Annotated in this window: 19 protein-coding genes; 14 read left to right on the top strand and 5 right to left on the bottom strand. The window is 61.4% G+C overall.

Going from position 1 to position 24660, the window contains the following annotated elements; genetic code table 11:
* The first annotated feature begins 157 nt into the window (after window positions 1–157).
* From QYQ93_RS10550 to QYQ93_RS10495, 12 genes are all read left to right on the top strand, one after another.
* A complete protein-coding gene (locus QYQ93_RS10550) occupies window positions 158–1597 on the top strand; it encodes an undecaprenyl-phosphate glucose phosphotransferase (protein ID WP_043050952.1) in 1440 nt (479 codons plus the stop codon).
* Window positions 1597–3057, top strand: coding sequence for a mannose-1-phosphate guanylyltransferase/mannose-6-phosphate isomerase (locus tag QYQ93_RS10545; protein WP_338476870.1), 1461 nt, complete (start codon window positions 1597–1599; stop codon window positions 3055–3057). Before QYQ93_RS10550 ends, QYQ93_RS10545 begins: the two co-directional genes overlap by 1 nt.
* Entirely contained in the window at window positions 3057–3968 is a 912-nt protein-coding gene (locus tag QYQ93_RS10540) for a glycosyltransferase family 2 protein (protein WP_217882051.1), read from the top strand. Before QYQ93_RS10545 ends, QYQ93_RS10540 begins: the two co-directional genes overlap by 1 nt.
* A gap of 6 nt (window positions 3969–3974) precedes the next feature.
* Window positions 3975–4772 (top strand): polysaccharide biosynthesis/export family protein, encoded by a 798-nt coding sequence (locus QYQ93_RS10535; protein ID WP_338476869.1) that lies wholly within the window; start codon window positions 3975–3977, stop codon window positions 4770–4772.
* Between the two features lie 76 nt (window positions 4773–4848).
* Entirely contained in the window at window positions 4849–6828 is a 1980-nt protein-coding gene (locus tag QYQ93_RS10530; protein ID WP_338476868.1) for an exopolysaccharide transport family protein, read from the top strand.
* Window positions 6828–8009: a glycosyltransferase gene (locus tag QYQ93_RS10525; protein WP_338476867.1), complete on the top strand. Its 1182-nt coding sequence runs from the start codon at window positions 6828–6830 to the stop codon at window positions 8007–8009. Before QYQ93_RS10530 ends, QYQ93_RS10525 begins: the two co-directional genes overlap by 1 nt.
* Complete coding sequence (locus QYQ93_RS10520; RefSeq protein WP_043050958.1) at window positions 8006–9346, top strand: beta-xylosidase; 1341 nt, start codon at window positions 8006–8008, stop codon at window positions 9344–9346. The genes QYQ93_RS10525 and QYQ93_RS10520 overlap by 4 nt, the downstream gene beginning before the upstream one ends.
* A gap of 22 nt (window positions 9347–9368) precedes the next feature.
* Entirely contained in the window at window positions 9369–10583 is a 1215-nt protein-coding gene (locus QYQ93_RS10515; protein WP_338476866.1) for a glycosyltransferase family 4 protein, read from the top strand.
* Window positions 10574–11677 carry a glycosyltransferase family 1 protein gene (locus QYQ93_RS10510; RefSeq protein WP_338476865.1) on the top strand — a complete coding sequence of 368 codons (1104 nt, stop codon included), beginning with the start codon at window positions 10574–10576 and terminating at the stop codon, window positions 11675–11677. Before QYQ93_RS10515 ends, QYQ93_RS10510 begins: the two co-directional genes overlap by 10 nt.
* On the top strand, window positions 11677–13080 hold the full coding sequence (locus QYQ93_RS10505; protein ID WP_338476864.1) for an O-antigen ligase family protein: 1404 nt from the start codon (window positions 11677–11679) through the stop codon (window positions 13078–13080). Before QYQ93_RS10510 ends, QYQ93_RS10505 begins: the two co-directional genes overlap by 1 nt.
* On the top strand, window positions 13077–13898 hold the full coding sequence (locus tag QYQ93_RS10500) for an acyltransferase (protein ID WP_057014453.1): 822 nt from the start codon (window positions 13077–13079) through the stop codon (window positions 13896–13898). Before QYQ93_RS10505 ends, QYQ93_RS10500 begins: the two co-directional genes overlap by 4 nt.
* Window positions 13898–15304 (top strand): lipid II flippase MurJ, encoded by a 1407-nt coding sequence (locus QYQ93_RS10495; protein ID WP_338476863.1) that lies wholly within the window; start codon window positions 13898–13900, stop codon window positions 15302–15304. The genes QYQ93_RS10500 and QYQ93_RS10495 overlap by 1 nt, the downstream gene beginning before the upstream one ends.
* Before the next feature lie 59 nt (window positions 15305–15363).
* Here the strand turns inward: QYQ93_RS10495 and QYQ93_RS10490 are convergent, their stop codons facing one another.
* The 3 genes from QYQ93_RS10490 to QYQ93_RS10480 form a co-directional block, all read right to left on the bottom strand.
* A complete protein-coding gene (locus tag QYQ93_RS10490) occupies window positions 15364–15942 on the bottom strand; it encodes a DUF4174 domain-containing protein (RefSeq protein ID WP_043050964.1) in 579 nt (192 codons plus the stop codon).
* 153 nt (window positions 15943–16095) lie between these two features.
* The gene (locus tag QYQ93_RS10485) at window positions 16096–16728 is read right to left on the bottom strand and encodes a glutathione S-transferase (RefSeq protein WP_338476862.1); all 633 of its coding nucleotides are present in this window, start codon (window positions 16726–16728) and stop codon (window positions 16096–16098) included.
* Window positions 16729–16801: 73 nt separating this feature from the next.
* Complete coding sequence (locus QYQ93_RS10480) at window positions 16802–19159, bottom strand: DNA polymerase II (protein ID WP_338476861.1); 2358 nt, start codon at window positions 19157–19159, stop codon at window positions 16802–16804.
* 218 nt (window positions 19160–19377) lie between these two features.
* On the opposite strand from QYQ93_RS10480, the gene QYQ93_RS10475 reads away from it, so the two are divergent.
* Window positions 19378–21597, top strand: a complete 2220-nt coding sequence (locus tag QYQ93_RS10475; RefSeq protein WP_338476860.1) for a TonB-dependent siderophore receptor — start codon at window positions 19378–19380, stop codon at window positions 21595–21597.
* Window positions 21598–21639: 42 nt separating this feature from the next.
* On the opposite strand, the gene QYQ93_RS10470 is transcribed toward QYQ93_RS10475, so the two are convergent.
* Window positions 21640–22107, bottom strand: coding sequence for an SRPBCC family protein (locus QYQ93_RS10470; protein ID WP_043050968.1), 468 nt, complete (start codon window positions 22105–22107; stop codon window positions 21640–21642).
* A 99-nt stretch (window positions 22108–22206) separates the two neighbouring features.
* Here QYQ93_RS10470 and QYQ93_RS10465 point away from each other — a divergent pair, with 99 nt between their 5' ends.
* Window positions 22207–22608 carry a GFA family protein gene (locus QYQ93_RS10465; RefSeq protein ID WP_043050969.1) on the top strand — a complete coding sequence of 134 codons (402 nt, stop codon included), beginning with the start codon at window positions 22207–22209 and terminating at the stop codon, window positions 22606–22608.
* A 1-nt stretch (window position 22609) separates the two neighbouring features.
* Here QYQ93_RS10465 and mrdA read toward each other — a convergent pair whose 3' ends face one another.
* On the bottom strand, window positions 22610–24502 hold the full coding sequence (mrdA, locus tag QYQ93_RS10460; RefSeq protein ID WP_338476859.1) for a penicillin-binding protein 2: 1893 nt from the start codon (window positions 24500–24502) through the stop codon (window positions 22610–22612).
* Between the last annotated feature and the right edge of the window lie 158 nt (window positions 24503–24660).

Raw genomic sequence — 24660 nt, 5'->3', positions numbered from 1 at the left:
ATTTAGCCATCACCCCGTAAATTCCTGCGCACGAACAGGCATTACGTATTACCCAGCGACAGCAGTCGTTCGATTTTGCACCACTTGTAAAGCAAACCTGCCTTATGGATGAGCAAACGAACAGGAACGTTCTGGTGGTGTATTGAGGATCTGATCTATGCGCGGTAAATCGTCGGTCGATAGCCTGTTTTTGACTCGTCCCGGTTTCGTTGAGTTTTTTGTCGTCTTTGTAAAACTGATCCACGGCCTCACTGCTGTGGTGCCGGCAATTATCCTGTTGTTCTATCCGGAACCTGTCGCCGAGCACATGCGCAACCACTACCTGGGCCTGCTGGTGTTCTTTGCGCTGCTGACCATCATTCTATTCCAGGCCCTGGGGGTGTACTCCGAGGATCTGTTCAGCAATCGCCTGCGTTTTCGCGTGATGCTGGTGGCCTGGGTCTCGGCGTTCTGCATCCTGCTGTTCATGTACCAGATCTTGCTGCTATTCCCGCAGTTGAGCCCACGCAACCTGGCGGCCTGGTTCTCCATGAGCCTGGTGCTGTTTGGCGTGGAGCGGATATTGATGCTGCGCCTGTATCGCCATTTGATGAAGAACGGCAAGTTCTTGCAGCGCACGGTGATCCTGGGCTTTACCGAGACGGCGGTCCACGTGGCCGAACACCTGTCGCGCAATAGTGATATCCGTTCCGGCCTGATCGGTTTTATCGACGACCGTACCGAGCGCATTCCCAAGGAATTGAGCCGCCTGCCGTTGTTGGGTAATACCCGCGACCTGGAAAAGCTGATCCGCTCCGAACAGGTCAACCAAGTGATGATCACCCTGCCCTGGGCCGCCGAACAGCGCATCAATGGCTTGGTCAAGCGCCTGCGGCAGATGTCGGTGAACGTCATGCTGGTGCCGGACATGGCCGCCTTGCGCTATGGCCATAACCGCATCACCGATGTGGGCGGCATCCTGATGTTCAACACGTCGCAGTTGCCACTGCGCGGCTGGTCGCCCTTTATCAAGCGTTGCGAAGACCTGCTGCTGGCCAGCCTGGGCCTGCTGCTGCTGTCACCGCTGATGCTGGTGACGGCCATCGCGATCAAACTCGATTCCAAGGGCCCGGTGCTGTTTCGCCAGAAGCGCTTTGGCTACAACGACAACCTGATCCGGGTGTTCAAGTTCCGTTCGATGTACGTCGAGCAGACCGACCTCAATGCCGAGAACCAGACTACGCGCCTGGACCCGCGCATCACCCGGGTCGGCCGGATCATTCGCAAGACCAGCATCGATGAGCTGCCACAACTGTTCAACGTGCTGCTGGGCAATATGTCGATGGTCGGCCCACGCCCCCACGCCACGGCCACCAAGGCCGCCGGTATTCCGTTCGAGCAAGCGGTCAGCGAATACAGCTCGCGCCATCGGGTCAAGCCGGGCATCACCGGCTGGGCACAAATCAACGGCTACCGTGGCGAGACCGACACCCTGTTCAAAATCCAGAAGCGAGTCGAATACGACCTGGAATACATCGCCAAATGGTCGGTGTGGCTGGATCTGTACATCGTTTTCATGACGGTTCCGGCCGTCCTTTCCACCAAGGAAGTCTATTGATGAACCCTCTTAACGGATTGATCCCGTGCATCATCTCCGGTGGTTCGGGCACGCGGCTGTGGCCGGTTTCGCGGCAGAACATGCCCAAGCCCTTCATGCGCATGCGTGACGACCAGAGCCTGTTGCAGAAGACCTTCCTGCGGGCCAGTCACTTACCGGGCGTCGACAGCATCCTGACCGTGACCAACCGCGACCTGCTGTTTCGCACCCTGGACGACTACCGCGCGGTGAACACCCAGCGCCTGGGCCTCGACCTGCTGCTGGAGCCGTTTGGCCGCAACACCGCCGCCGCCATCGCCGTGGCCGCCTTGCACGTGCAAGAGCATTTTGGCGCAGACGCGCAGTTGCTGGTGATGCCGGCCGATCATCTGGTCCTCGATGAAGGCGCCTTTGCCCAGGCGGTGGAAAAAGCCCGCGCATTGGCCGAGGCCGGTTACCTGGTGACCTTTGGCATCCAGCCTGACCGAGCAGAAACCGGCTTTGGCTATATCGAACAAGGGCCGGCACTGGGCGCTGGGTTTCGGGTGCAGCGTTTTGTCGAAAAGCCCGATCAGGCCACCGCCCAAGGCTACCTGGACGGCGGCAAGCACCTGTGGAATGCCGGCATGTTCTGCTTCAAGGCTGCCACCCTATTGGAAGAATTGGTCAGCCACGCCCCGGCAGTTCTGGACGCTGCCAAGGCCGCACTCGAGCACAGCCAGACCCTGCAAAACAGCAGCAGTCGCCAGCGCGAACTGAGCCCGGAAGGTTTCGGCAGCGCGCCGGACATCTCCATCGACGTGGCCTTGATGGAAAAATCCGCCCAGGTCGCGGTCGTGCCCTGCGACATTGGCTGGAGCGATATCGGCTCCTGGGAAGCCCTGCGCGAACTCACGCCCAGTGACGACAATGGCAACCAGATCAATGGCGAGGCGATCCTGCACGACGTGCATAACTGTTATATCGATTCGCCCAAGCGCGTACTCGGTGCAGTGGGCGTGCGCGACCTGATCATCGTCGATACTCCGGACGCACTGCTGATCGCCGACGCCCATCGCAGCCAGGATGTGCGGTATATCGTCGCCGAACTCAAGCGCCAGAATCACCCGGCGTTCAGCCTGCATCGCACCGTCACCCGCCCATGGGGCACCTACACGGTGCTGGAAGAAAGCACGCGGTTCAAGATCAAGCGCATCGTGGTCAAGCCCAAAGGCTCGCTGTCCCTGCAAATGCACCACCACCGCAGCGAGCATTGGGTGGTGGTCAGCGGCGCGGCGATGATCACCAATGGCGAGCGGGAAATCCTGCTCAATATGAACGAGTCCACCTACATTCCTGCCGGGCACAAACACCGCCTGACCAACCCCGGCATCATCGACCTGGTGATGATCGAGGTACAGAGCGGTGAGTACCTGGGTGAAGACGACATCGTGCGCTATGACGACATCTACGGCCGCGCGCCGGTGGAAGTGAAACCCTGATGCGTACCTCCCTGATCATCCCCACCCGCAATGCGGCCAGCCATCTGGACCGCCTGTTGCCAGCGCTGCGCATGCAGACCTTGCAGCCGGACGAGATGCTGGTGGTCGACAGCGCATCGAGCGATGACACCGTGGCGCGCTTGCGCGAATTCGGCGCGCGCGTGGAAGTGATTGATGCCGGTGATTTCAACCACGGCGGCACCCGGCGCTGGGCCAGTGAACAGGTGGGCGGCGACGCCTTGATCGTGATGACCCAGGACGCCATCCCCGCCACCGCCGAGACCTTCGCCAACCTGATCAGCGAGCTGCAACTGGACCCGCTCAATGGCGTGGCCTATGGACGGCAGCTGCCGCACCCCGGCGCCGGCGTGCTCGGCGCGCAGTCGAGGCACTTCAATTACCCGGCGACCAGCCGCACCAAGCGCCTGGACGATGCAGCGCAACTGGGCATCAAGACCTGCTTCAGCTCCGACTCGTTTTCGGTATACCGGCGCAGCGCCCTGAGCGCGGTAGGCGGTTTCCCCCAGGATGTGATTGGCAGTGAAGACGCCTATGTGGCCGCCCGCATGCTGCTGGCCGGTTACCAGGTGCGCTACGCCGCCAGCGCGCAGGTGTATCACTCCCACGATTACCGCTTGCTGGAAGAGTTTCGCCGCTACTTCGATATCGGTGTGTTCTACGGCCGCGAGCCGTGGATTCGCCAGGCGTTTGGCGACGCCGGCGGTGAAGGCAAACGTTATGTTCTGGCCGAACTGCGCGCATTGCGCGAGGCCAACGCGCTGTATCGCGCGCCCGAAGTGGTGGTGCGCAGTGCCTTTAAATTGCTGGGTTATCGCCTCGGCCACCTTGAACGCTACTTGCCCAACTCGCTTAAACGGCGCGTGGGCATGTTTTCCACCTACTGGACTTGAGCCGTCATGAAGACTATTAACCGACGTTCCCGTCTTACCCTGTTCAGCCTCTTGAGTGCCTCAATCTGGCTGGCGGGTTGTTCGACCCCCGCGCGGGTGCCGCTTCCTGACGACAATACGCTCAAGGCCGGCCATCAAGCGGCGCTGACCCTGGCCGACCTGCCGCCGCCGCAGGTGCTGATCCAGAGCGGCGACTCGCTGCGGATCGTGCGCGATGCCCAGGAACCGGCGGCGGCCGATGACATGACGGTGTTCGTGGTACGCCCCGACGGCGTGATCTCGGTGCCCAACATTGGCCGGGTCAAGGCGGCCCTGCGCACGCCCGAAGACCTGGGCAAGGAAATCACCGAGAAGTACAAGCGCATCTACCGCGAACCGGCGGTGACGGTGAACATCGCCAGCGCACCGAGCAATAAGGTGTTTATCGGCGGCGCGGTGCCCAACCCGGCGTTTTTCGACCTGGCCGGCAACGTCAGCGTCGAGCAGGCGCTGCTCAGTTCCGGCGGTGTATTGCCCTCGGCGGATGCCTCCAACGTGGCCTTGATGCGCACCGGCCCGGATGGCAAGTACAGGACGTATTTCATCAGCCTGGAAAGCATGTTGACCAACGCCAATCACCCGCGGGTGGCGCTGCAGCGCGGCGATTTGATCTTTGTGCCGCAGTCGGGCATCGGCGCGACGGTGGAGGCTGTGGATATGTACTTCACCAAGCTGTTTCCGGTTAGCAAAGGGGTTGGTCTGGGCTTGAATTATCAGCTCAATGGCAACAAGTCCGGCGATACCTATATCAGCGCTCCACAATGATTATGACGCAGGCTTTGTATCACTTGAGCACGCCGATTTCATTCGACGAACAACATCTATCCAACGGAGTGATCCTGTGATCGAAATCCGCTCTCTTCGCGACCTGCTGCGGCTGTTTTTCATCTACCGCCGCGAATTCAAACTGGCAGTGATCACCACGATCGTCGTCGCGGTGCTGGGTGCCTTCCTGTTGCCGGCTCGCTACGAGTCCGACGCGCGCTTGCTGGTCAAGCCGGGGCGGGATAACACCACGTTGCCGATCGAAGCCGCCAACCGCCAGACGCTGATCGCCCCGAGCACCCAGCACGACCCGATTGTCGACGAGGAAAAAATGCTCACCGGCCGGCCCATTGTGCATATCGTTGCCGAGCGCTATATGGCGATGACATCCGAACCGCCACAAGGCTTCTGGAAGGTCACCAAGTTCTACGTCAAGAAAGGCGTTGGCGAAGTGATCAATGGCGTGCGCAGCGTGCTGCAGTTCGTAGGCCTTGCCGAGAAACAAAGCCCGCTTGAGCGCCTGGCGACCTCGCTGGAGAAGAACTTCAAAGCCGGTCACGAGCCGGGCTCTTCGGTGATCGAGATTTCCTTCACCTGGGACGACCCGGCGGTGGCGCAAAAAATCGTCGAGGAATGGGTCAATGCCTACCTTGAGGAACGTGCGCGGATCCTCGGGCGCAAAAGTCTGCATACCTTCTATGAAACCGAGCGCGCCAAGGTGGCGGAAAATATCCAAAGCCTGAAGGACCAACTGCAAGGCCGTCTGAAGCAGATCGATTCGATCAGTGTCGATGCGCGCCTGAAGAACCTCACCAGCCAGATCGACCGCGTCACCGACGCCAAGGTCAGCGCACAAAACCAGATCTCGGGGATTCGCAGCCTCCTGGCCAACGCCAGCCAGCAGATCAAGAGTCAGCCGGCGGACGTGGTGACGATGCGCGAAACCAGCCTCAACCCCACCCAACTGGACCTCAAGCGCCAGCTCAATGCGCTGCAAGTGGAGCGGGCACGCCTGTTGCGCACCTATCTGCCGGGCACCCCGCAGGTCAATCAGATCGAGCAGAACATCCGCGACATGGAAGCCCTCAGCGCCCAGGAAGCCACACGCCTTGAGCGCTCGCAAAACACCGCGCCCAACAGCCTGGTGATCAACATCAAGCAGCAAGTGATCGACGCCCAATTGCAAGAGCGCAAGCTGGCCGGCGAAATCGAGAACTACGACAAGACCCTCGCCGAGCTGCGCGACCAGCGTGACAAGGCGATGACCGATGAGCCGGAACTCAACAAGCTGAGCCAACAACTGCGCGCCGCCGAAAAAAGCTACGCCTTGTACTCGGACAATCTTGAACAGGCGCGAATCGACCATGAACTGGACAACAGCCAGATCAGCAACATCGCCCTGATCGAACACGCCACCCTGAACCCGTCACGCGTGTTTCCCAAGAGCCTGCTGATTCTGTTGTTCGCCATTCCCGCCGGCGTGGCCGTGGGCTTGTTGACCATCTATGTGCTGTACCTGCTGGACCAGCGCATTCACGATGGCACCCGGTTGCAGGAGATGTTCCAAGTGCCGCTGTGGAGCAGCATTCCCGATGTGCAAGACGCAACGCCGGCAGCCGTCACCGCCAGCCTCTATCGCCTGTACAGCCTGCTGCCCCTGGAGCGCATCGCCAGTGAAGGCTTTGCCTTGGGCCTGACCTCGGCGCGACATGGCGAGGGCGTGACGTTTATCGTCGAGCAGCTCAAGCGCCTGCTGGAGGAGCGTGGCCACCGCGTCTCGGTCGATGGGGCAAACGCGCCCACGCCGGGTGAAGTGTTGTTGCTGGATGCCTCGGCCTTGTCGTCCAATCCCCAGGCCTTCCTGACGCTGCGCCGCGCCGACCAGATCGTGCTGGTGATCGAAGCCCGCACCAGCACCGTGCCGACCATCGAAAACGCTGTGTCGCTGCTGACCACCGCGTTCGGCAAAGTGGACGGCATGATCCTCAACCGCCGCCGCTTTGAAGTGCCGGCCAAGGTACTGGCACGAATCAACAGCTGGCGCGGTGCGGCCTGATGCGTATCGCGCTGCTGGCACCGCTGCCACCGGAGCAGACCGGGATCGCCGATTACGCTGCACACTTGCGTAACGCGCTGATCGAACTGGGCCTTGAGGTGGTGACCCCGCTGGCGGGCTGCCAGGACCTGCCTGAACAATTGCGGCGCCTGCAGGCCTTTGACTGGAGCGGCGTGGACCTGGTCCATGCCGAGCTGGGGGGCGGACGCTTCGGTGAGTTCCAGGCGCTGGGTTACCTGCGCCGGGCGCAACCGCACCTGCCCTTGACCGCCACGGTGCATGATCCGGAGCGTCTGATCTGGCGCCGGGCCAAACTGTTTTTCCCCTTGACCCTGCTCGAACGCCTGCCCCACCCGCTGCCCCAGGCAGCGGCACTGCTGGCCGACCCGCTGACCTTGCGCGAAGAACGGCGCCTGGCCAAAGGCATGCGCCGCCTGATCACCCTCACCCGCCTGGGCGGCGACTGCCTGCGCCAACGCATGGGCCTGCGCCCGCAGCAAGTGGCGGTAATCGCCCACGGCAACCTGCCCATCGCGCCCCAGGCGTTGCCGCCGCTTGAGCCGTTGCGTCTGCTGTATTTCGGCTTTATCTACCGCGGCAAGGGCATTGAGGACCTGCTCCAGGCCCTGGCCCAGTCACTGGCCGCCCACCCCCAATGCCGAGGCCAAATACGCCTGACCCTGGCCGGCGGCACCGCCCCGGAAATGACCTTTGACCCGGCCGGCAACTACCTCGACGGCCTGCGCCAGCAGATCAGCGCGCTGCATCTGGAGGATGTGGTGGACTGGCAGTTGGACCTGCCATCGGCGCAGATCCCCGCTACGATCCAGGCGCACCATGTGATGGTATTGCCTTACCGTGAATCGAAAAAACTCAGCTTCCTGGGGCTGATGCGTGGCACCAGCGGCGCGCTGTCGTGGGCCAATGCCTGCGGGCGCGGGGTGATCACCTCCAACGCCCGTGCCTTTGCCGAAGAAGTGGCCGGCGGCAACGGCATCACCTATCAGCAGGGCGATATCGATTCCTTGAGCAACGCCTTGAACCGCTTGATCCTCGACCCGCAACAGGCCCGGCAATGGGCCGCCCGGGCTGGGGAAATCGGCCGTCAACGCCAGTGGGCCAACACGGCCCAACGTTTTGCCGAACTCTTTCGGGATGCTTGTGAGGAGCCGTTGCGATGAAGATTTCAACCGTTCGCCCGATGTGGCGCTATCTGCCGTTGGTGCTGGCAATCGCCGTCGGGGGCGCCCTGCTGTCGAGTGAAAAAGTCGATGCGCAACCGGTGAACCTGGCCCCGGAGCGCAGCGTGGCATGGAAGGACTTTCTTGGCGTGAATGCGCATTTTCTGTGGTTCAAGCCCGAGCAGTACCGCAAGCAGATCAACCAATATAAGAAGCTTGGATTGCAATGGGTGCGGGTCGACCTGCACTGGGATCGCCTGGAGCCCAAGGAAGAGGGTTATCAGCTCAGCACTTTCGATGAACTGGAGCGCACCCTGAGCGCCGAAAAAATCCGCTCGGTGTTTTACCTGGTGGGTTCGGCGCCCTTTATCACCACCGCCCCCAAGGGCGCGCCGTTCCAGGACCAGTATCGGCCACGGGACGCCGGCATCTACGCAGCGCGTCTGGCGCTCCTGGCCAAACGCTACCCGAATATTGATGCCTGGCAGGTGTGGAACGAACAGAACCTGCCGAACAACTGGCGCCCAAAAGTCAACGCCAAGGAGTACGGGCAATTGTTATTGGCCAGTCACCAGGCCTTGAATATTGCCGCGCCCGGCAAACTGCAAGTCATGGGCGGCATGGCGTACTACAGCCAGATGCCGCCCCGTGGCAAAACCCTGATGTTTGAAGCGCTCGGCGCATTGGGGGTACAAACCCTGGGCATGGTCGCGGCCTATCACCCCTATTCGATGACCCCGGAAACCGATGAGCCGGGCAAGAACGAAGTGCTGCTGCGCGGCGATCAACTCAATGCAATGCTGCACGGCGCCGGGATCAAGCAGGTATGGGCCACTGAATGGGGCTGGTCCAGCTATGCCGGGCCCAAGGAGATGCAGGACCTGATCGGTATCGACGGGCAAGCCGACTACACCTTGCGCCGCCTGGCCTTGATGGCGTCCCAGGACTACCAGAAGATTTTCCTGTTCGCCCTCTCCGACCTTGACGAACGAGCCTCGCCGCGAGACCAGCATTACGGCCTGCTGGACCTCAATGGCGAGCCGAAACCGGTGTACACCGCCCTCGCCCGCTTCCTCGAGATCACCGGCCCCACTCTTCAACCCGGCGCTACGCCACAGCTCAAGGACATACCGGACAGCTTCTACAGCGTGGCCTGGACTCGGCCTGACGGCAAGCACCTGCTGATGTACTGGAGTGCCGAAGGCAGCAGCATCAGCCTGCCCGGGATTAAACGTGCTGAACTGCTGGACCCGTTGACCGGAGCCCGACAAACCCTGAGTGACGACAATGGCATTCGCCCCGTGGTGAAGCCGAGTTTGCAGATACTGGTGTGGTAGCGCCGGGCATGGAGAACGACACATGAGAATCCTATGGATTGTGCCCTATCTGCCGTGGCCGACCACCAGCGGCGGCAAGACCCGGCAGTACCATTTGCTGCGCACCCTGAGTGAGCGCGGGCATCGCATCACGCTGCTGGCGCAATCGAAAACGCCGGCCGATGACGCGGCGCATGCAGCCCTTGAGCCATTGCTCGAGCGCTTGATCGTGGTGCCGCGCCGGCCGCTGAAACACCCGCTGACCCTGCTCGCTGGGGTGTTCGCGCCGTGGCCGCTGTTGACCACGGTCAATGGCTTGTCGGCACCGTTGCAGGCGCAATTTGCACAACTGTTGACCGAACACTGGGACGTGATTCAGGTGGAGCACAGCTACAGCCTGCAGCCGTTCATGCGTACCTTGCAGCAGCGTCGGCGCACGTTTGTGCTGACCGAGCACAATCTGGAATCAAGCCTCGGCGGCGCCACTTACGACCGCTTCCCCAAGTGGGCCGAGCCGTTCGTGAAGTACGACCAATGGCGTTGCCGACAGTGGGAGCGCAAGGCATTCGATGCCGCCGCCCATGTGATCGCGGTGACCGAGGCGGATGCCCAGGCCATGCGGCAGTTGTCCTCGTCGCCGGTGAGCGTGGTGGTCAATGGGGTCGACAGCCGCGCCTTCGCCGAGGTCAATGCCGACGCGCAAAGCCAGCGCTTGTTATTTGTCGGCAATTACGAATACGCACCGAACCTGGACGCCGTGCAGTGGCTGCTCGAGGAGATTTTCCCCAGGGTCTGGCGGCAGTGCCCGAACGCGCGCCTGGCGGTGGCCGGTTACGGCTTGCCCGAACACTGGCGCAACCGCTGGCCGGATGAGCGTATCGAGTGGCTGGGATTCGTTCCCGACCTGTGCGCCTTGCAACGCCGCTGTGCCGGGTTTGTCGCCGCGTTGCGCCACGGCGGCGGCTCCAAGCTCAAGGTGCTGGAGGCGATGGCCGCCGGCTTGCCGCTGGTGAGCACCGCCCAGGGCGTCTCCGGTTTGGCAGTACAGCCACAGGCCCATTACCTGGCGGGTGAAAGCGCTGAGGCCCTGGCCGACGCGATAGTGCACCTGCTGGATGAACCGTCGTTGGCCCGGCAACTGGCCGATGCGGCACGCGTCTATGCGCGTCAATATCACGACTGGGCGGTGGCCGGTAACGAACTTGAGCACATCTACCGCACCTTGCTCACTTCTAAGGAACCGCAGCCATGCGCGTAGCCCTGGACTATCGCCCCGCCACGGTTGCGCCGTCGTCTGGCATCGCCCGCCAGGTCCTGGCCCTGGAGCACGCCCTGCGCGCACGGGCCAATACCGAGGTGCTGCTGTTCAGCGAAGCCCCCCTGGACCACCCGCAACGCCAGACCGCCGTTTGCCCGGCCTGGGCCAGCCCACTGGACGGCCTGCAGCGTCCACAAGTACGCCTGGGTTTCGAGCGCAGGTTTTTGCCCAAGGCCTTGCACGCGCAGCAGATCGACCTCTACATCGCCACCGCCAATATGGGCTTGCCGCTATGCCGCAAACCCGCCGGCACCCGCTATGTGCTGGTGCTGCATGACCTGTTTCAGCTGACCCACCGTAACTTTCATCGCTCCAGGCTCAAGGCCCTGGCCTATCGCTTGATTGACGGCGCGTCGATTGCCTGGTCGGTGTGGCAGGCTGACCGGGTGTGGTGCCCTTCGCAGTTTTCCTGCAACGAAGCCGCTCGCGTGTTCCCCTGGGCCCGGGCGAAGTTCCGGGTGCTGAGCAACCTGGTACCCGAATTGAATGCAGCGCCAGAGCCGCTGCCGGTAAGCCTGCCGGCGCGTTACTGGTTGGTGGTGGGCACCCGGGAGCCGCGCAAGAACATGGTGTTTTTCCTGCGTCAATGGCAGGCCTGTCGTGCGGCGAACCCTGATGTACCGGACGTGGTACTGGTAGGCCACGCCAGCGATGTACCGGCGGACCTCGGCGCACTGCCGGGCCTGCATTGGTGCAGCGGCTTATCGGACGGCCAACTGCAAGCACTTTACCGGCATGCCGCCTGCCTATGGCAGCCTTCCTATGCCGAGGGCTTTGGCCTGCCGGTGGTGGAAGCCTTGAGTGTCGGCACGCCAGTGGCTGTGGCACGCGGCTCCGCCCTCGATGAAGTCGCGCCGCCCAGCGCCCCGCGTTTCGACCCACACAATACCGGGCAACTGCACGACGTCATGCGGCAACTGGCAGCCCACGGGGCGACGTTAGACCCGCAACCGCAAATCGACTGGGCCCGGCAATTTGCCGAGCCCGCCTATCGCTCGCGTCTGGACACTTTGCTCAAGGAATTGGACCGCTAATGCTGCCAGGAAAATTCGTTAGTCTGCTCCTGGGCCTGGTCTTCGGCGGCTTGCTGCTGGCCCTGTCGCCGATAAAGGTCCTGCTGGTCGTGGCCGGCATGGGCGTGGCCTTGACCCTGATCCGCTTTCCCCTGTGGGGCTTGCTGATTTTCGCCGTGTTGGCCACCAGCATTCCCTACACCACTTTGGAACTGGGGATCCGCACCACCGTGAGTGAAGCGGTGCTGGGGCTGACCTGGGTCGGGGTGTTCTGGCAGTCGTTTATCGGCAAGACCCGTGGCTTGATACTGTGGCGTCCGACCGAGCGCGCGCTGATGTGGCTGATGCTGTTCAGCACCATTCCGTTTATCTGGGGCATGGTCATCATCCATGCCGAAGGCAATGGACCGGTGAACTGGGTGCGCTGGCTGATGAACCTGTCGTTGCTGTTTATCGTGCCGTTGCTGCTACGCACCGACGCCGACCGCGACAAGGTCGTGGTCGCCCTGCTGCTGGGTAACCTGGCGATGCTGTTGCTGTCGATTTTCATGTTCCTGAAGACACGCAACGCGATGTCGATGATCGATATCCTCACCGACCTCAAGTACGCCCACCCGGAAGCGGTGAAGGATATTTTCTCCGCCAACTACACGCGCATGGCCTCGCCCTGGGTGCATCCGAACCTGACCGGTGGCGTGCTGGTGCTGTTTATCCCCCTGGCGCTCTTCTATGGCTGGACCCGCAGCGGCTGGCGCCGGGCGCTGGGCCTGGCGGTGGCGGTGCTGGGTTGCGCCGGCCTGCTGCTGAGCATTTCCCGTGGCGCCATCGTGGCCCTGGCGCTGGTCTTGATCTGGCTGACCTACAAGCGCGTGCCTAACAGCGGGCGCATCATCGGTATCGGTTTGGCGCTTGGCGTTGCGCTGGTGATGTTCTACCCGCCGCTGCAGGAGCGCTTGATGACCATCTTCTCGACCACCAACGCCAGTACCGAAATCCGCTTCGACGAGTACGCCAGGTTCCCCGACGCCATGTCGAAATTCCCCCTGGGGATCGGCTTCAAGATCGACCCGCCCGTACCCGGCAGCAACCTGTTGGGGATCTCCAACCTGTGGCTGAACTTCATCTACAAGGTCGGTATTCCAGGGATGTTGTTGTTTATCACCGTCACAGTGTTGTGGTGGCGGGAAGTACGGCCCCTGGGCCAGGTGCGCAAGGTCACCGCCGACAACGCCCTGTGGCTGGGATGCATTTGTGGCGTGTTGGCAGCGCTGCTGACGGGGCTTTTCGACCACTATTTCAGCTTCACCTTTGTACTGATCGCACTGTTCTGGCTGTTGATGGGCATGAGCCTGCAACAGGTGCGACTGCGCCCCACCGTGACCGCGACTGTTCCTGTTATTGCGCCAAAGGATGACCAACCATGAAGCACCGGATAATTCACTCTACCGATTTGCGCGACCGCCTCCCTATGCTGGCCGGTGAACTCGGCGTAAGCCTGCCCGACCTGGAAGAAGCGCTGGATTGGTGCCTGGCCAACGACGTGGTGTTTGAAGACGGCGAAGGCGAGAACAAGCGTTTCTGGATCAGCTCCATCGACCTGGAACCCGCCCTCGAGCACCCGGTGGCCCGCCGCCTGTTCCACCGTCTGAAACAGGACCTGCCATGCCAGCTGCTGCCGCGCTACGGCAAAAACTGGGCAACTATCAAGGATCGCTGGCGCAACGCCTGGGACATGGCCTACAACATCTTGATCAACAAAATCCCCAGCCACCATGTACGTATTGCCTGGCTGCGCCTGGGTGGCGCGAAGATCGGCAAGGGCTCAAGCCTATGGCGTAACACCGAAGTGCTGGGCATCCACAACCTGGTGGTGGGTGACGATTCGGTGATCGGCTGGCATTGCCAGGTGGACGCACGCGCCGGGCTGGTGATCGGCAACCACGTGGCGATTGCCTCTCACGTGCTGATCATCGCTGGCAGTCATGATTTGCAGGCGCCGGAGTTCTGGTCGATTTCCGGGCCAATCTACATCGACGACTACGTGTGGATCGGCAGCCGTGCCTTGATCGGTTTCGGCACCCATCTGGGTCATGGCTCGGTGATCAGCGCCAATACCGTGGTGGCCAAGGCCGTGGCCCCCTACAAAATCATTGGCGGTACAGGCGCCAAAATCATGGGTGAACGTTGCCATGATCTGAACTATAAGGTGGGTGGCAAGGGCCTGTTCACCCTGTTCCACTGATGTTCGGCAGCACCCTCTGGCTGACCCTGGCGACCCTCGCCGGGCTGGTGGCCGGTTTTGCCCGCGAATGGCTGCTGGTGGCGGCCTGGGGCGCCGGTAGTCGCAGCGACGGGTTTCTGGTGGCGGTGTTTTTGCCCGAAGCGCTGCGCATGACCCTGGCCGCCGGCTTGCTCGCAGCGGCAGCCCTGCCCCTTTATCAACAACGCGACCCACAACGCCAGCAAGCCTGGCTGGCCAGCCTGTCTCCACGCCTGCTGGGCGTGGGCCTGGGCCTGTTTGCCGTGCTGGCGCTGGGCGCGCCGCTGTGGGTGCGCCTGATCGGTCCCGGCCTGGACGCTGCGGCCCACGCCGAAGCCGCCGCCAACTTGCGCTGGCTGGCCGCCTGCGCACCGGGCCTGGTGATGCATGGCTTGTTCAGTATTCCGTTGCAGGCACGCCAACGTTTTGTCCTGCCAGGGCTGGGCTCGTTATTGTTCAACCTGCCGCCCGTGCTGTACCTGTTCATCCGTGGCAGCGCAAGCGACAGCGCCGAACTGGCCATGAGTTTTTTTGCCGGCAGTGTATTGATGTGCCTGCCATTGCTGGCGCCGGTCTGGTCCTTCGGCTGGCGGCCGTGGCAGGTCACTGGCGACGGCCTGGCGGGCCGCGAATTGCTGGGGCGCATCGGACCATTGCTGGCCAGCAATGTCGCCAGCCAGGGCCTGGCATTGCTCGAGCGATTGATCGCCAGTTACTTGGGGGAAGGCGCCGTCACTTGGGTCAACCTGGCGCGCAAACTGATCAATCTGCCCTTGATCGCCCTGATGAGCCTCAACCAGGTACTGCTGGGCATGATGAGCGGCGAACAAGGCCAGCAGCGCCTGGCTCTGCTGCGCCGGGGCCTTGATGCAGCAACCCTGCTCAGCCTGCCCGCCGCCCTCGGCCTGATCGGCGCCAGCCCTGTGCTGATTCATCTGCTGATGCCCGCCCAAAGCGCCGACGGCCCATTGCCGGCGCTGCTTGCCTGGTTCGCGACGCCATTGGTGTTCGGCGCCTGGAACGCCATGCTTGCCCGCTATGCCTATGCCAGCGGCGACACACGTCTGCCGTTGCGGTGCGAACTGCTGGGCAGTGTGATCAACGCCATACTCCTGCTGCTGTTGCCGTACTTTTTTGGTCTGCCGGGTATTGCACTGGCGGCGTTGGGCGGGGTTGTCGTCACCAATCTACTGCTGATGCAACGCCAGCAATTGCTTGGGCAACTGGGCTGGCCGCTGCAATGGGGGCTGAGTGCAGTGTTATTGGGCTTTGCAGCCGTCATATTGCACCCGCTGCACAATGACGGCTGGCAACTGGGCCTGAGTACCTTGACGAGTGCACTGGTATTAGGGGGATTGGCTGGGTGGTTCAAACCATGGAAAGCGTGAAGTAGAACCACCGCTGCAACTGCCTGCGCAGGAGCTGGTAAGCCAGCTCCTGCGCGGACTTAGTCATCCAGCTGTTGAGGAGCAGCCTGCTTGGCTGCCTTACCCGTTTTGGGAGCGTTCTTGCCAGGTGCAGGTTCTGGCGCAGCTGGCGCGGTCGGCGCAGCCGCTTCTTTCTCGGCCATTGGCATCTGGTCGATAGCGCTGAAAAACTCCTTGAGGTCGAGGGTGTCCGGTGGCACCGTCTTCTCGAGCTTCTTCTCACCGTCCTTGCCGATCAGGATCACCTTGGTGCCACTGCCGGCACCCAGCTTGAGGGCACGGATCAGTGCGTTGGTTTCCGGTGGCGTAAGTTTCTTGTTGTCCTTGGCTTCCTTGGCGAACTTCTCACCTTCGGCGCCGATGCTGCCGAACTTCACGGTGTACAACACCATGCTGCGCTCTTCAAAGGACTGTTTAGTGGCAGGCTCGTCCAGTTGTTTCCTGAGAGTCGCCAAAGTGTCGTTGCCGGAATCCAGCTCCACCACCACCAGCGGCCGAGCCTTGCCCAGGTCCTGCTTGAGCGGATCGATATCATCAGCGGCCAGCAACGGCCCCGTAAAAGCCATCAAGGTAGCCAGGGTCAGCGACCGGATGAGCATGCGCACCTCCTTTGAATTCCATGCAGGGTTCTTGAGTTTCATGTCTGCGACAGCCAAATTCAAGGATGATTCCTACATCAATTTGAGTAGCGTAGGTCAGGACGCCCGCTACGCAAGGGTTTGGAAGCTGACCAGGGCCATTGTTTCTTCTGGTTACGAGAACTTCCACTGCGGCCAATGCCGGGCAAAAACGGGCGCGACCACAGGGTCGGCGTCCACTCGTTCCAGGGTCTGGGCAAAGCCCGGCGCCAGCCTCGCGAGCTGCTCACGCGCCTCATCCCAACGTGACACTGCCGCCGCCATGATTCCCAGTGCATTCGGCACACCGGTGGGCGTGAACAGTTGGTCGGCGAACTGCTCGGCGAACACCACCCACGCCTGGTGCAGATAGCGCCGCGTGCCCGTGATCAATTGTGCTTGCAGCGCCTCATCCGCGTTGCCCAGCCAGCGTTGCGGGTAGTCGATGATGCCGATTGCCGAATAGCAATTGGCGGCGATGTACAGCAGGCCGCGCAGGATCTGCGTGCGATTACCGGCCAGTAGCTCGGCTTCGGGATATTCCAGGCCCAGGTGGATCAGGATAGCGGCGCTTTCAGTCAGCACCTGGCCGTCGGGAGTGACCAGGGTGGGGATCTGTTTCAGCGGATTGATGCGCGCGAGCGCGTCGCTGCCCTCGCCTTCCTGCCAGGAGCTGGCGTCCACGCGATGCCACGGCACCGCGCAACGCTGCAGGGCAATTTCGATCATGCAGGAACCGGATTCGTCGGTGCCGTAGAGTGTGTACATGGGCCTTTGCTCCTTATCGCAGCATTTTGATTTGCACCAGCCAGGCCTGGCTGGCGGCCATCCCGAATCAAGTTTAGAACAAGCCCATCTGCCCGCCCACCAAGGTGCCGAAGTCGTCATTCACGAACGGCAGGATCGCATCGGCCACTGGCTGCAATTGACGGGTGACGTAGTGGTCATAATCGATAGGTGCCTGCCGTACTTCCAGCGGCTCCGGACCGTTGACGCTGATCACATAGCTGATCCAGCCACCGCGCTGGTACTGGCGCGGGCGCCCCAGGCGGTCGTTGTATTCGTCGGCCAGGCGCGCGGCTCGTACATGGGGCGGGACGTTGCGTTCGTAGTCGTGCAAAGGCCGGCGCAGGCGCTTGCGGTAGATCAGCAATTCGTCGAATTCGCCGCTCAACGTACGTCGCACGTAGTCGCGGATGTAATCCTGATGGGGCAGGCGATGGAAGATGCGCTGGTAGAGCTCCTGCTGGAATTGCCGGGCCAGGGGCGACCAGTCGCTGCGCACGGTTTCCAGGCCCTTGTAGACCATCTCTTCGCTGCCATCGTCGCGCACGACCAAACCGGCGTAGCGCTTTTTGCTGCCCTCCTCTGCGCCGCGGATGGTCGGCATCAGGAAGCGACTGAAGTGGGTTTCGTATTGCAGCTCCAAGGCGCTTTGCAAGCCGTATTCGTCACTCAGGTGGGCGCGCCACCAGTCGTTGACGTGCTGCACCAGCGCCAGGCCGATGCGATTGGCGTCCTGCGGGGAATGGGCGCTGCCGAGCCAGACGAAGGTGGAGTCGGTGTCGCCGTAGATCACTTCGTAACCCTGGGCCTCCACCAGCTCGCGGGTCTGGCGCATGATCTGGTGCCCACGCAGGGTGATCGAGGACGCCAGCCGCGTGTCGAAGAAGCGACAGCCGCTGGAGCCGAGCACGCCATAGAAAGCGTTCATGATGATCTTCAGGGCTTGGGACAGCGGCGCATTATGTTCGCGCTTAGCCACTTCGCGGCCCTCGGAAACCCGGGTGACGATCGACGGCAAACAATGACGGGTGCGGGAAAAACGCGCGCCGCGAAAACCTTCCACCGACTCACTGTCGTCGGGATACTTGAGGCCTTCAATCAAGCCCACAGGGTCGATCAGGAAGCTGCGGATGATCGATGGATAGAGACTTTTATAGTCCAGCACCAACACCGACTCGTAGAGGCCCGGACGTGAGTCCATGACAAACCCGCCTGGGCTGGCTTGAGGCGGTTTGTCGCCCAGGTTCGGTGCGACGAAGCCCTGGCGGTGCATCAACGGCATGTACAGGTGGGTGAAGGCGGCAACCGAACCGCCGCTGCGGTCGGCTGGCAAACCGGTGACGCTGGCGCGCTCCAGCAGGAATTTAAGCAGCTCGGTCTTCGCGAAAATCCGCGTGACCAGTTCGCAGTCCTTGAGGTTGTAGCGCGCCAGGGCCGGCTTGTCCTCGGCGAACATGCGGTTGATTTCGTCCATGCGCTGGTACGGCGTGGAGATGTCCTTGCCTTCGCCGAGCAGGGTTTGCGCGACGTTTTCCAGGCTGAAGGATTCGAAGCTCCAGGTGGCGGAACGCAAGGCTTCGATACCGTCGATGATCAGCCGTCCCGCCGCCGCGGCGAAGTAATGGTTGCGACTGCCGTGTTCGCGCCAGGTCATGGCCTCACCGCCACGCCCCAGCAGCAGGGGCACGTTCAGGCGCTGGGCATGTTCGTGGAGCACGCGCAGGTCGAACTGCACCACATTCCAGCCGATGATCGCGTCGGGATCGAAAGTGGCCAGCCATTGGTTGAGGCGCTCGAGCAGTTGGGCACGGGTGTCACAGTAGTCGAGCTTGAAGTCCACCGCGTCGGGTTTGTTCGGCGGGCCGAGCATGTACACCTGGCGCTCGCCGCAACCCTCGAGGGCAATGGAATACAGATCGCCCTGGGCGGTGGTCTCGATGTCCAGGGACACCAGCTTCAATTGCGGACGGTAGTCAGGCGCGGGCTTCATCTGCGCGTCGAGCAAGGTGCCGTACGCGTCGGGCGTGCCGCCGAACCACACGGGGGCGGTGATAAAGCGTTCCATCATGTAACGCTCGGGTGGGCGTATGTCGCCTTCGTAGACATCGACCCCGGCAGTGCGCAGGCGCTTTTCGATGTCCATCAACTGGCGGTGCTGGCGGGCATAAAGGCCCAAGACCGGGCGATGGTGGAAGTCGCACAGCTGCAACGGGCGCAGTTCAAGATCGCGCTCGCCCTTGAGCAGCCAATCGAGCGGCTTGTGGTACGCCTCGGGGATGAACACCACCGAGGTCTGCGCGGGCAGGCGAATGCAACGAGGCCCATGGTCGGTGGCCAGCCAGAAACTGACCTCCGTGCCCGCCGGGGTGTCGCGCCAATGCCGGGTCAAAACAAAACCCTGCTGTAAATCCACCGTACCGCACCTCAGGAATCGCGTTAAGGGCGTGATTCTACTCGGCATCCGTGCAAATGCGGCAGGTTAACGCGCATCCAGACGTTCACCTCATAAATTTGTTGCAGATCGTTAATAGTAATTACTATCATCTGCGCCGGAGTCGTATTCGCGCAGTGAGGAAGCGCAACGTCGTTGTCCACTTCCTCACCGTTGACGGTTCGCCGTCAGGATCGATCATGCCCATCTGTAACGCTCCCGCTGTGCCGTTTCGCCCTACCCTGCTCGCCCTTTGCTGTTCCCTGAGTTTTGCTGCGCAGGCGGCACCGCCGGCGGGTGCGGATAACGCACTGGAGCTAGGCGCTACCAGCATCAATGCCGAAGCGCCCGCGCCCGCCGCATTGCCACCCGAGTTTGCAGGTGGCCAGGTGGCACGCGGTGGCCAATTGGGTGTACTGGGCAACCAGGACATCATGGATGTGCCCTTCAGCATGTCCTCCTACACCGAGAAACTGATTCGCGACCAGCAGGCGGAAACCGTTGGCGACGTGTTGCTCAATGACTCTTCCGTGCGTCAGGCCTCGGGGTATGCGAACCAGTCACAGACTTTCATGATCCGTGGCCTGCCGTTGAATGGCGACGACATTTCCTATAACGGCTTGTATGGCATCCTACCGCGCCAGATCATCTCCACCGACGCCCTGGAGCGCGTAGAAGTGTTCAAGGGCCCCAACGCCTTTATCAACGGCGTCACCCCCACTGGCTCGGGGATCGGCGGCGGTGTCAACCTGCAACCCAAGCGTGCCGATGATGTGCCGCTGCGCCGGTTCAGCACCGATATCAGCAGCGATGGTCGGATTGGCGAACACTTGGACATTGGCCAGCGCTTCGGCGAAGACAACCAGTTTGGCGCACGGGTCAACCTGTCGCAGCGCGAAGGCGATACCGGTATTGAGGATGAAAACCAGCGTTCGAAGCTGTTTGCCGTCGGCCTCGACTACCGCGGCGATGCGTTGCGCCTGTCCGGTGATTTTGTGTATCAGAAGCAACGTATCAACGGCGGACGCAACTCGGTATTCCTCGGCAAGATCACCCACGTGCCGGATGCGCCATCGGCAGATACCAACTATGCGCCGAGCTGGAGCAGTACCAACCTTGAAGATACCTTGGGAATGCTGCGCGCCGAGTACGATCTGAACGAAAACTGGACCGCCTACGCGGCAGCCGGTGCCAAGCACAGCCGTGAGATGGGGCGCTACTCGTCAGTGACCCTGAGCGATAATCTCGGCAATGCCCTGGCGAGCCGCTCGACCATCGCCCATGAAGAGAACAATCGCAGCGCAATGGGCGGCCTGAACGGCAAATTCCAGACCGGCGCCGTCAGTCATCGACTCAACTTCGGTCTGGCCGGTATCTGGACAGAAGCGCGCAATGCCTATGTGTTCAACGCCGCAGCAACGTCTACCCCAACCAATATCTACAACCCGGTGACCGGCGCGCCGCCCACGTTGAACAGCCCGCGTAACACGCCGGGCACCGATTTCAGCGATCCAACCATCACCGGCAAGACTTTCGTGCGCAGCGCAGCAGTGTCCGACACCCTGGGCTTCTTCGATGACCGCCTGCTGGTGACCCTGGGCGCACGCCGCCAACAGATGGTGGTACAGAGTTTCAACTACATGAGCGGCAGCCGTACCGCCAACTATGACGAATCGATCACCACGCCGGTGTACGGCATTGTGTTCAAGCCATGGGAGCATGTGTCGCTGTATGCCAACCGCATCGAAGGCCTGGCCCAGGGCCCGACGTCGCCGCTCAAATCAGGCGAACTGACGGTCATCAGTGGCGGGCAAGCCTATGCGCCCGCTCGCTCCAAGCAGATCGAAGCAGGCGTCAAGGTGGACATGGGCACCTATGGCGCGACACTGGGTGTCTACCGTATCGAGCAGCCTGGCGCAGGTTATGCCGAGGCCATCGACGCCACCACGGCGCGCTACGTGCGTGAAGGCCAGCAGATCAACAAGGGCGTCGAGCTGAACGTCTTCGGCGAACCGGTCAGCGGCCTGCGCTTGTTGGGCGGGGTGACGCTGATGAAGACCGAACTCAAGGGCACCCTCAACGGCGCCAATGACGGTAACCGTGCCATTGGCGTGCCTTCATTCCAACTAAACGCCGGCGTGGATTGGGATGTACCCGGCCTGCAAGGCGTGACCCTCAGCGGACGCATGCTGCGCACCGGCGGCCAGTACGCCGATGCAGCCAACAACCTGAGCCTGCCGGCCTGGAACCGCTTCGACCTGGGTGCGCGCTACACCTTCACTTTGGATGAGCGCGATGTGACAGTGGGCGCAACGGTGGAGAACGTCGCCAACGAGAAGTACTGGGAATCGGCCCAGGGCGGCTTCCTGAGCCAGGGTGATCCGCGCGTGGCGAAGTTGTCGGCGACGATTGATTTCTAAACGCGTGAAAACATGGGGGGCTGACCTCCCCCCTGCATCCCATCACTTCGGTGGGGTTTCGCTCAGGTAGTTTTCGATGTTGCCCATCTGCTCATCCCAGCCACGGGAGTTCATCTTGAAGGCTTTCTGGCGCCGCGCTATGGGCACGTTATCGAAACCCGATTCGACGACCCGCAACAAGATGCCCGGCGCACGATCCTCAATGGTGAACTCAACAAGGGTCGGTGTCTCCTCATCGTAGTCGACGCCCGCTTCTACCGCGTAAGGGTGCCACCAGAAAGAGAACAGCGTTTGCGGCAGGATGCGTTCGACCCTGGCCTTCCATACCACATGTTCGTAGCCTGGGTAGGTAATCGGCGCTTCGATAGTTTCCCCGGCAACAAAGGTTTTGCCCTTGAGCGCGATACCGAACCAATGACCAAATTGCTCAGCCTGCGTCAGTGCCTCCCAAACCTGCTTGCGTGATGCGTTGAGCAGGACTTTTCGTTCGATGCGATCTGATACGTGCATGCGTCACCTCCTCCATTGAACAGTAGGCGACATCGACCAATGCGCAACCTTCAGTTGTGCGCGATGATGATGACCCCATCCTTGACCTGGCCATAGGTTATGACTGACCCATTGAATGGAAGTTGCTTGTGCAAAGCGGTGCGCTATCAGGTGGACAGCCTGGACATGCCCATCAGTCACTGCCACTGCGAAAGCTGTCGCAAGGCGCACGCGGCCGCGTTTGTCGCCACGGCAGGGGTGATGCGCGAGCATTTTCGCTGGACGCAGGGTGAAGAGCTGCTGTCGTGCTTTGAATCTTCACCGGGCAAACGCCGACATTTCTGCTCGCGCTGCGGCTCACATCTGATCGCCGAACGTGGGCATCAGCCTCACGTGATTGTGCGGGTGGCGACGCTGGATGATGACCCAGGCACCCGGCCCACCTCGCATATCTGGACGTCCCATGAGGTACCCTGGCTTGCCTATGACGGCGTTGAGCGCTGGGACGAATGGAAGGCCTGAGTCAGACGCGTGGGTCGCCTGGCGCCTTGGCGGGTGTCGCATATTGCGGTTTGAGATGACCTTCCTGGTCGAGCAGCCAAGCGTCCATGATCTGCCGCACCACGGGCCCGGCCACACGGCCGCCGGCCTCACCGTTTTCGATCATGACTGAAATCACGATTTTCGGATGTTCGGCCGGCGCGAAGCCGACGAACAAGGCGTTATCGCGATGGCGCTCCAACGTCTTGTTGCGGTTGTAGCGCTCACCCTGCTTGATCGCCACTACCTGGGCGGTACCACTCTTGCCGGCGATGCGATATTGGGCACCTTGCGCTGCGGCCCGGGCAATACCGCGAGGATCGTGCATCACCAATTGCATGCCGTGGTTGACCTGCTCCCAATCACGCGGATCCTTGAGGACCACGTTAGGCATTGGGTTTTCATCCACGGGTGGGATGCCATTGATGGTCTTGGCCAGATGTGGCCGGTTCCAGACACCTTTGTTGGCGATCAATGCGGTGGCCTGGGCCAATTGCAGCGGCGTCACCTGCATATAGCCCTGGCCGATACCGAGGATCACCGTTTCGCCTGGAAACCATGGCTGGCGACGGGTCGCACGCTTCCAGGCCTGGGAAGGCATCAGGCCGGCAGACTCTTCGAACATGTCCAGGGATACTTTCTGACCGAGGCCAAACTCGGCGAGATAATCGTGCAGGCGGTCGATGCCCAGCTTGTGGGCCAGGTCGTAGAAGTAAGTGTCGTTGGAACGCATGATGGCCGCGTCCATGTCCACCCAGCCGTCGCCGCTGTGATTCCAGTTGCGGTATTTGTGATCGAAGTCGGGCAGCTGGTAATAACCAGGGTCGAACACCCGGGTTTGTGGGGTGACAACACCACTGTCGAGGCCGGCGATGGCCACTTCCGGCTTGATGGTGGAACCCGGCGCATAGAGCCCACGCAGTACGCGGTTGAACAGTGGGCGGTCGATGGAATCGTGCAGCGCAGCGTATTCCTTGAAACTGATGCCAGTGACGAACAGGTTAGGGTCGAAACTCGGCTTGCTGACCATCGCCAGTACTTCACCGGTTTGCGGATCCAGGGCCACCACCGAACCACGACGATCGCCCAAAGCTTCTTCGGCGGCCTCCTGCAGCTTGACGTCGAGGCTCAGGACGATGTTTTTGCCTGGGATCGGGTCAGTGTGCTTGAGCACCCGCAATACGCGGCCCTGGGCATTAGTCTCGACCTCTTCGTAACCGACGTGGCCGTGTAGTTCGGACTCGTAGAAGCGCTCGATCCCGGTCTTGCCGATGGATTGGGTACCCCGGTACTCCACGGAATCGAGGGTCTTGGATTCTTTTTCGTTAATGCGACCGACGTAGCCAATGGAGTGCGCAAAGTGCGCGCCCAGTGGGTAGTGGCGGACGAATTGAGGCTCGACGTCCACGCCAGGTAGACGGAACTCGTTGACGGCCAACACGGCGATTTGTTCTTCGGTCAACTCATAGAACAAGGTGACGGGAACAAATGGATGACGAGCCTGCTTGAGCGCTTTATCAAATACGGCACGGTCTTCGGCAGGCAGGTGCAGCATATTGACGATTGCATCCAGCTCGCCCTTGAGGTCGGTGGTGCGCTCGCGGGTGATGGTCAGGTTGTAACTCGGACGGTTGTCGGCCAGCACTACGCCATTGCGGTCATAGATCAAGCCGCGAGTCGGGGTGATGGGCAGTACGTGGACCCGGTTGTTTTCGGAAATCGTGGAGTGATAGTCGTACTGCACCACCTGCAGGAAATACATGCGCCCTACCAGGGCACAGGTAATCCCAATCACCAACAGCGCACAGGCGAGCAAGCGCTTGTTGACCAGGCGGTTTTCTTTTTCATGATCTTTGATAGGTATAGGTTCAGGCATTTCTACAGCATCTCGTTGAAAAAGGTCGACGCCGCCTCCTGCGGATAAAGATCAATCCTTGTGAAAATGTGCTGCACCATACCAAAAATGCAGAAACACTTTGTATCGATTTGCCTCAACGGCAGGTTATTTAATGAAGGGAGCGCTGAAGACTGTGA

This window comes from Pseudomonas khavaziana (genome assembly GCF_036704165.1).
In the GTDB taxonomy this organism is placed as follows: domain Bacteria; phylum Pseudomonadota; class Gammaproteobacteria; order Pseudomonadales; family Pseudomonadaceae; genus Aquipseudomonas; species Aquipseudomonas khavaziana.
This window is presented reverse-complemented; position numbering and strand designations above follow the sequence as displayed.

Excerpts from the sequence above, each read along its gene's own strand:
- QYQ93_RS10550 (WP_043050952.1), top strand. The coding sequence starts at position 158 with ATGCGCGGTAAATCGTCGGTCGATAGCCTGTTTTTGACTCGTCCCGGT.
- QYQ93_RS10545 (WP_338476870.1), top strand. The coding sequence starts at position 1,597 with ATGAACCCTCTTAACGGATTGATCCCGTGCATCATCTCCGGTGGTTCG.
- QYQ93_RS10540 (WP_217882051.1), top strand. The coding sequence starts at position 3,057 with ATGCGTACCTCCCTGATCATCCCCACCCGCAATGCGGCCAGCCATCTG.
- QYQ93_RS10535 (WP_338476869.1), top strand. The coding sequence starts at position 3,975 with ATGAAGACTATTAACCGACGTTCCCGTCTTACCCTGTTCAGCCTCTTG.
- QYQ93_RS10525 (WP_338476867.1), top strand. The coding sequence starts at position 6,828 with ATGCGTATCGCGCTGCTGGCACCGCTGCCACCGGAGCAGACCGGGATC.
- QYQ93_RS10520 (WP_043050958.1), top strand. The coding sequence starts at position 8,006 with ATGAAGATTTCAACCGTTCGCCCGATGTGGCGCTATCTGCCGTTGGTG.
- QYQ93_RS10515 (WP_338476866.1), top strand. The coding sequence starts at position 9,369 with ATGAGAATCCTATGGATTGTGCCCTATCTGCCGTGGCCGACCACCAGC.
- QYQ93_RS10510 (WP_338476865.1), top strand. The coding sequence starts at position 10,574 with ATGCGCGTAGCCCTGGACTATCGCCCCGCCACGGTTGCGCCGTCGTCT.
- QYQ93_RS10505 (WP_338476864.1), top strand. The coding sequence starts at position 11,677 with ATGCTGCCAGGAAAATTCGTTAGTCTGCTCCTGGGCCTGGTCTTCGGC.
- QYQ93_RS10500 (WP_057014453.1), top strand. The coding sequence starts at position 13,077 with ATGAAGCACCGGATAATTCACTCTACCGATTTGCGCGACCGCCTCCCT.
- QYQ93_RS10495 (WP_338476863.1), top strand. The coding sequence starts at position 13,898 with ATGTTCGGCAGCACCCTCTGGCTGACCCTGGCGACCCTCGCCGGGCTG.
- QYQ93_RS10490 (WP_043050964.1), bottom strand. The coding sequence starts at position 15,942 with ATGCTCATCCGGTCGCTGACCCTGGCTACCTTGATGGCTTTTACGGGG.
- QYQ93_RS10485 (WP_338476862.1), bottom strand. The coding sequence starts at position 16,728 with ATGTACACACTCTACGGCACCGACGAATCCGGTTCCTGCATGATCGAA.
- QYQ93_RS10475 (WP_338476860.1), top strand. The coding sequence starts at position 19,378 with ATGCCCATCTGTAACGCTCCCGCTGTGCCGTTTCGCCCTACCCTGCTC.
- QYQ93_RS10470 (WP_043050968.1), bottom strand. The coding sequence starts at position 22,107 with ATGCACGTATCAGATCGCATCGAACGAAAAGTCCTGCTCAACGCATCA.
- QYQ93_RS10465 (WP_043050969.1), top strand. The coding sequence starts at position 22,207 with ATGACTGACCCATTGAATGGAAGTTGCTTGTGCAAAGCGGTGCGCTAT.
- mrdA (WP_338476859.1), bottom strand. The coding sequence starts at position 24,502 with ATGCCTGAACCTATACCTATCAAAGATCATGAAAAAGAAAACCGCCTG.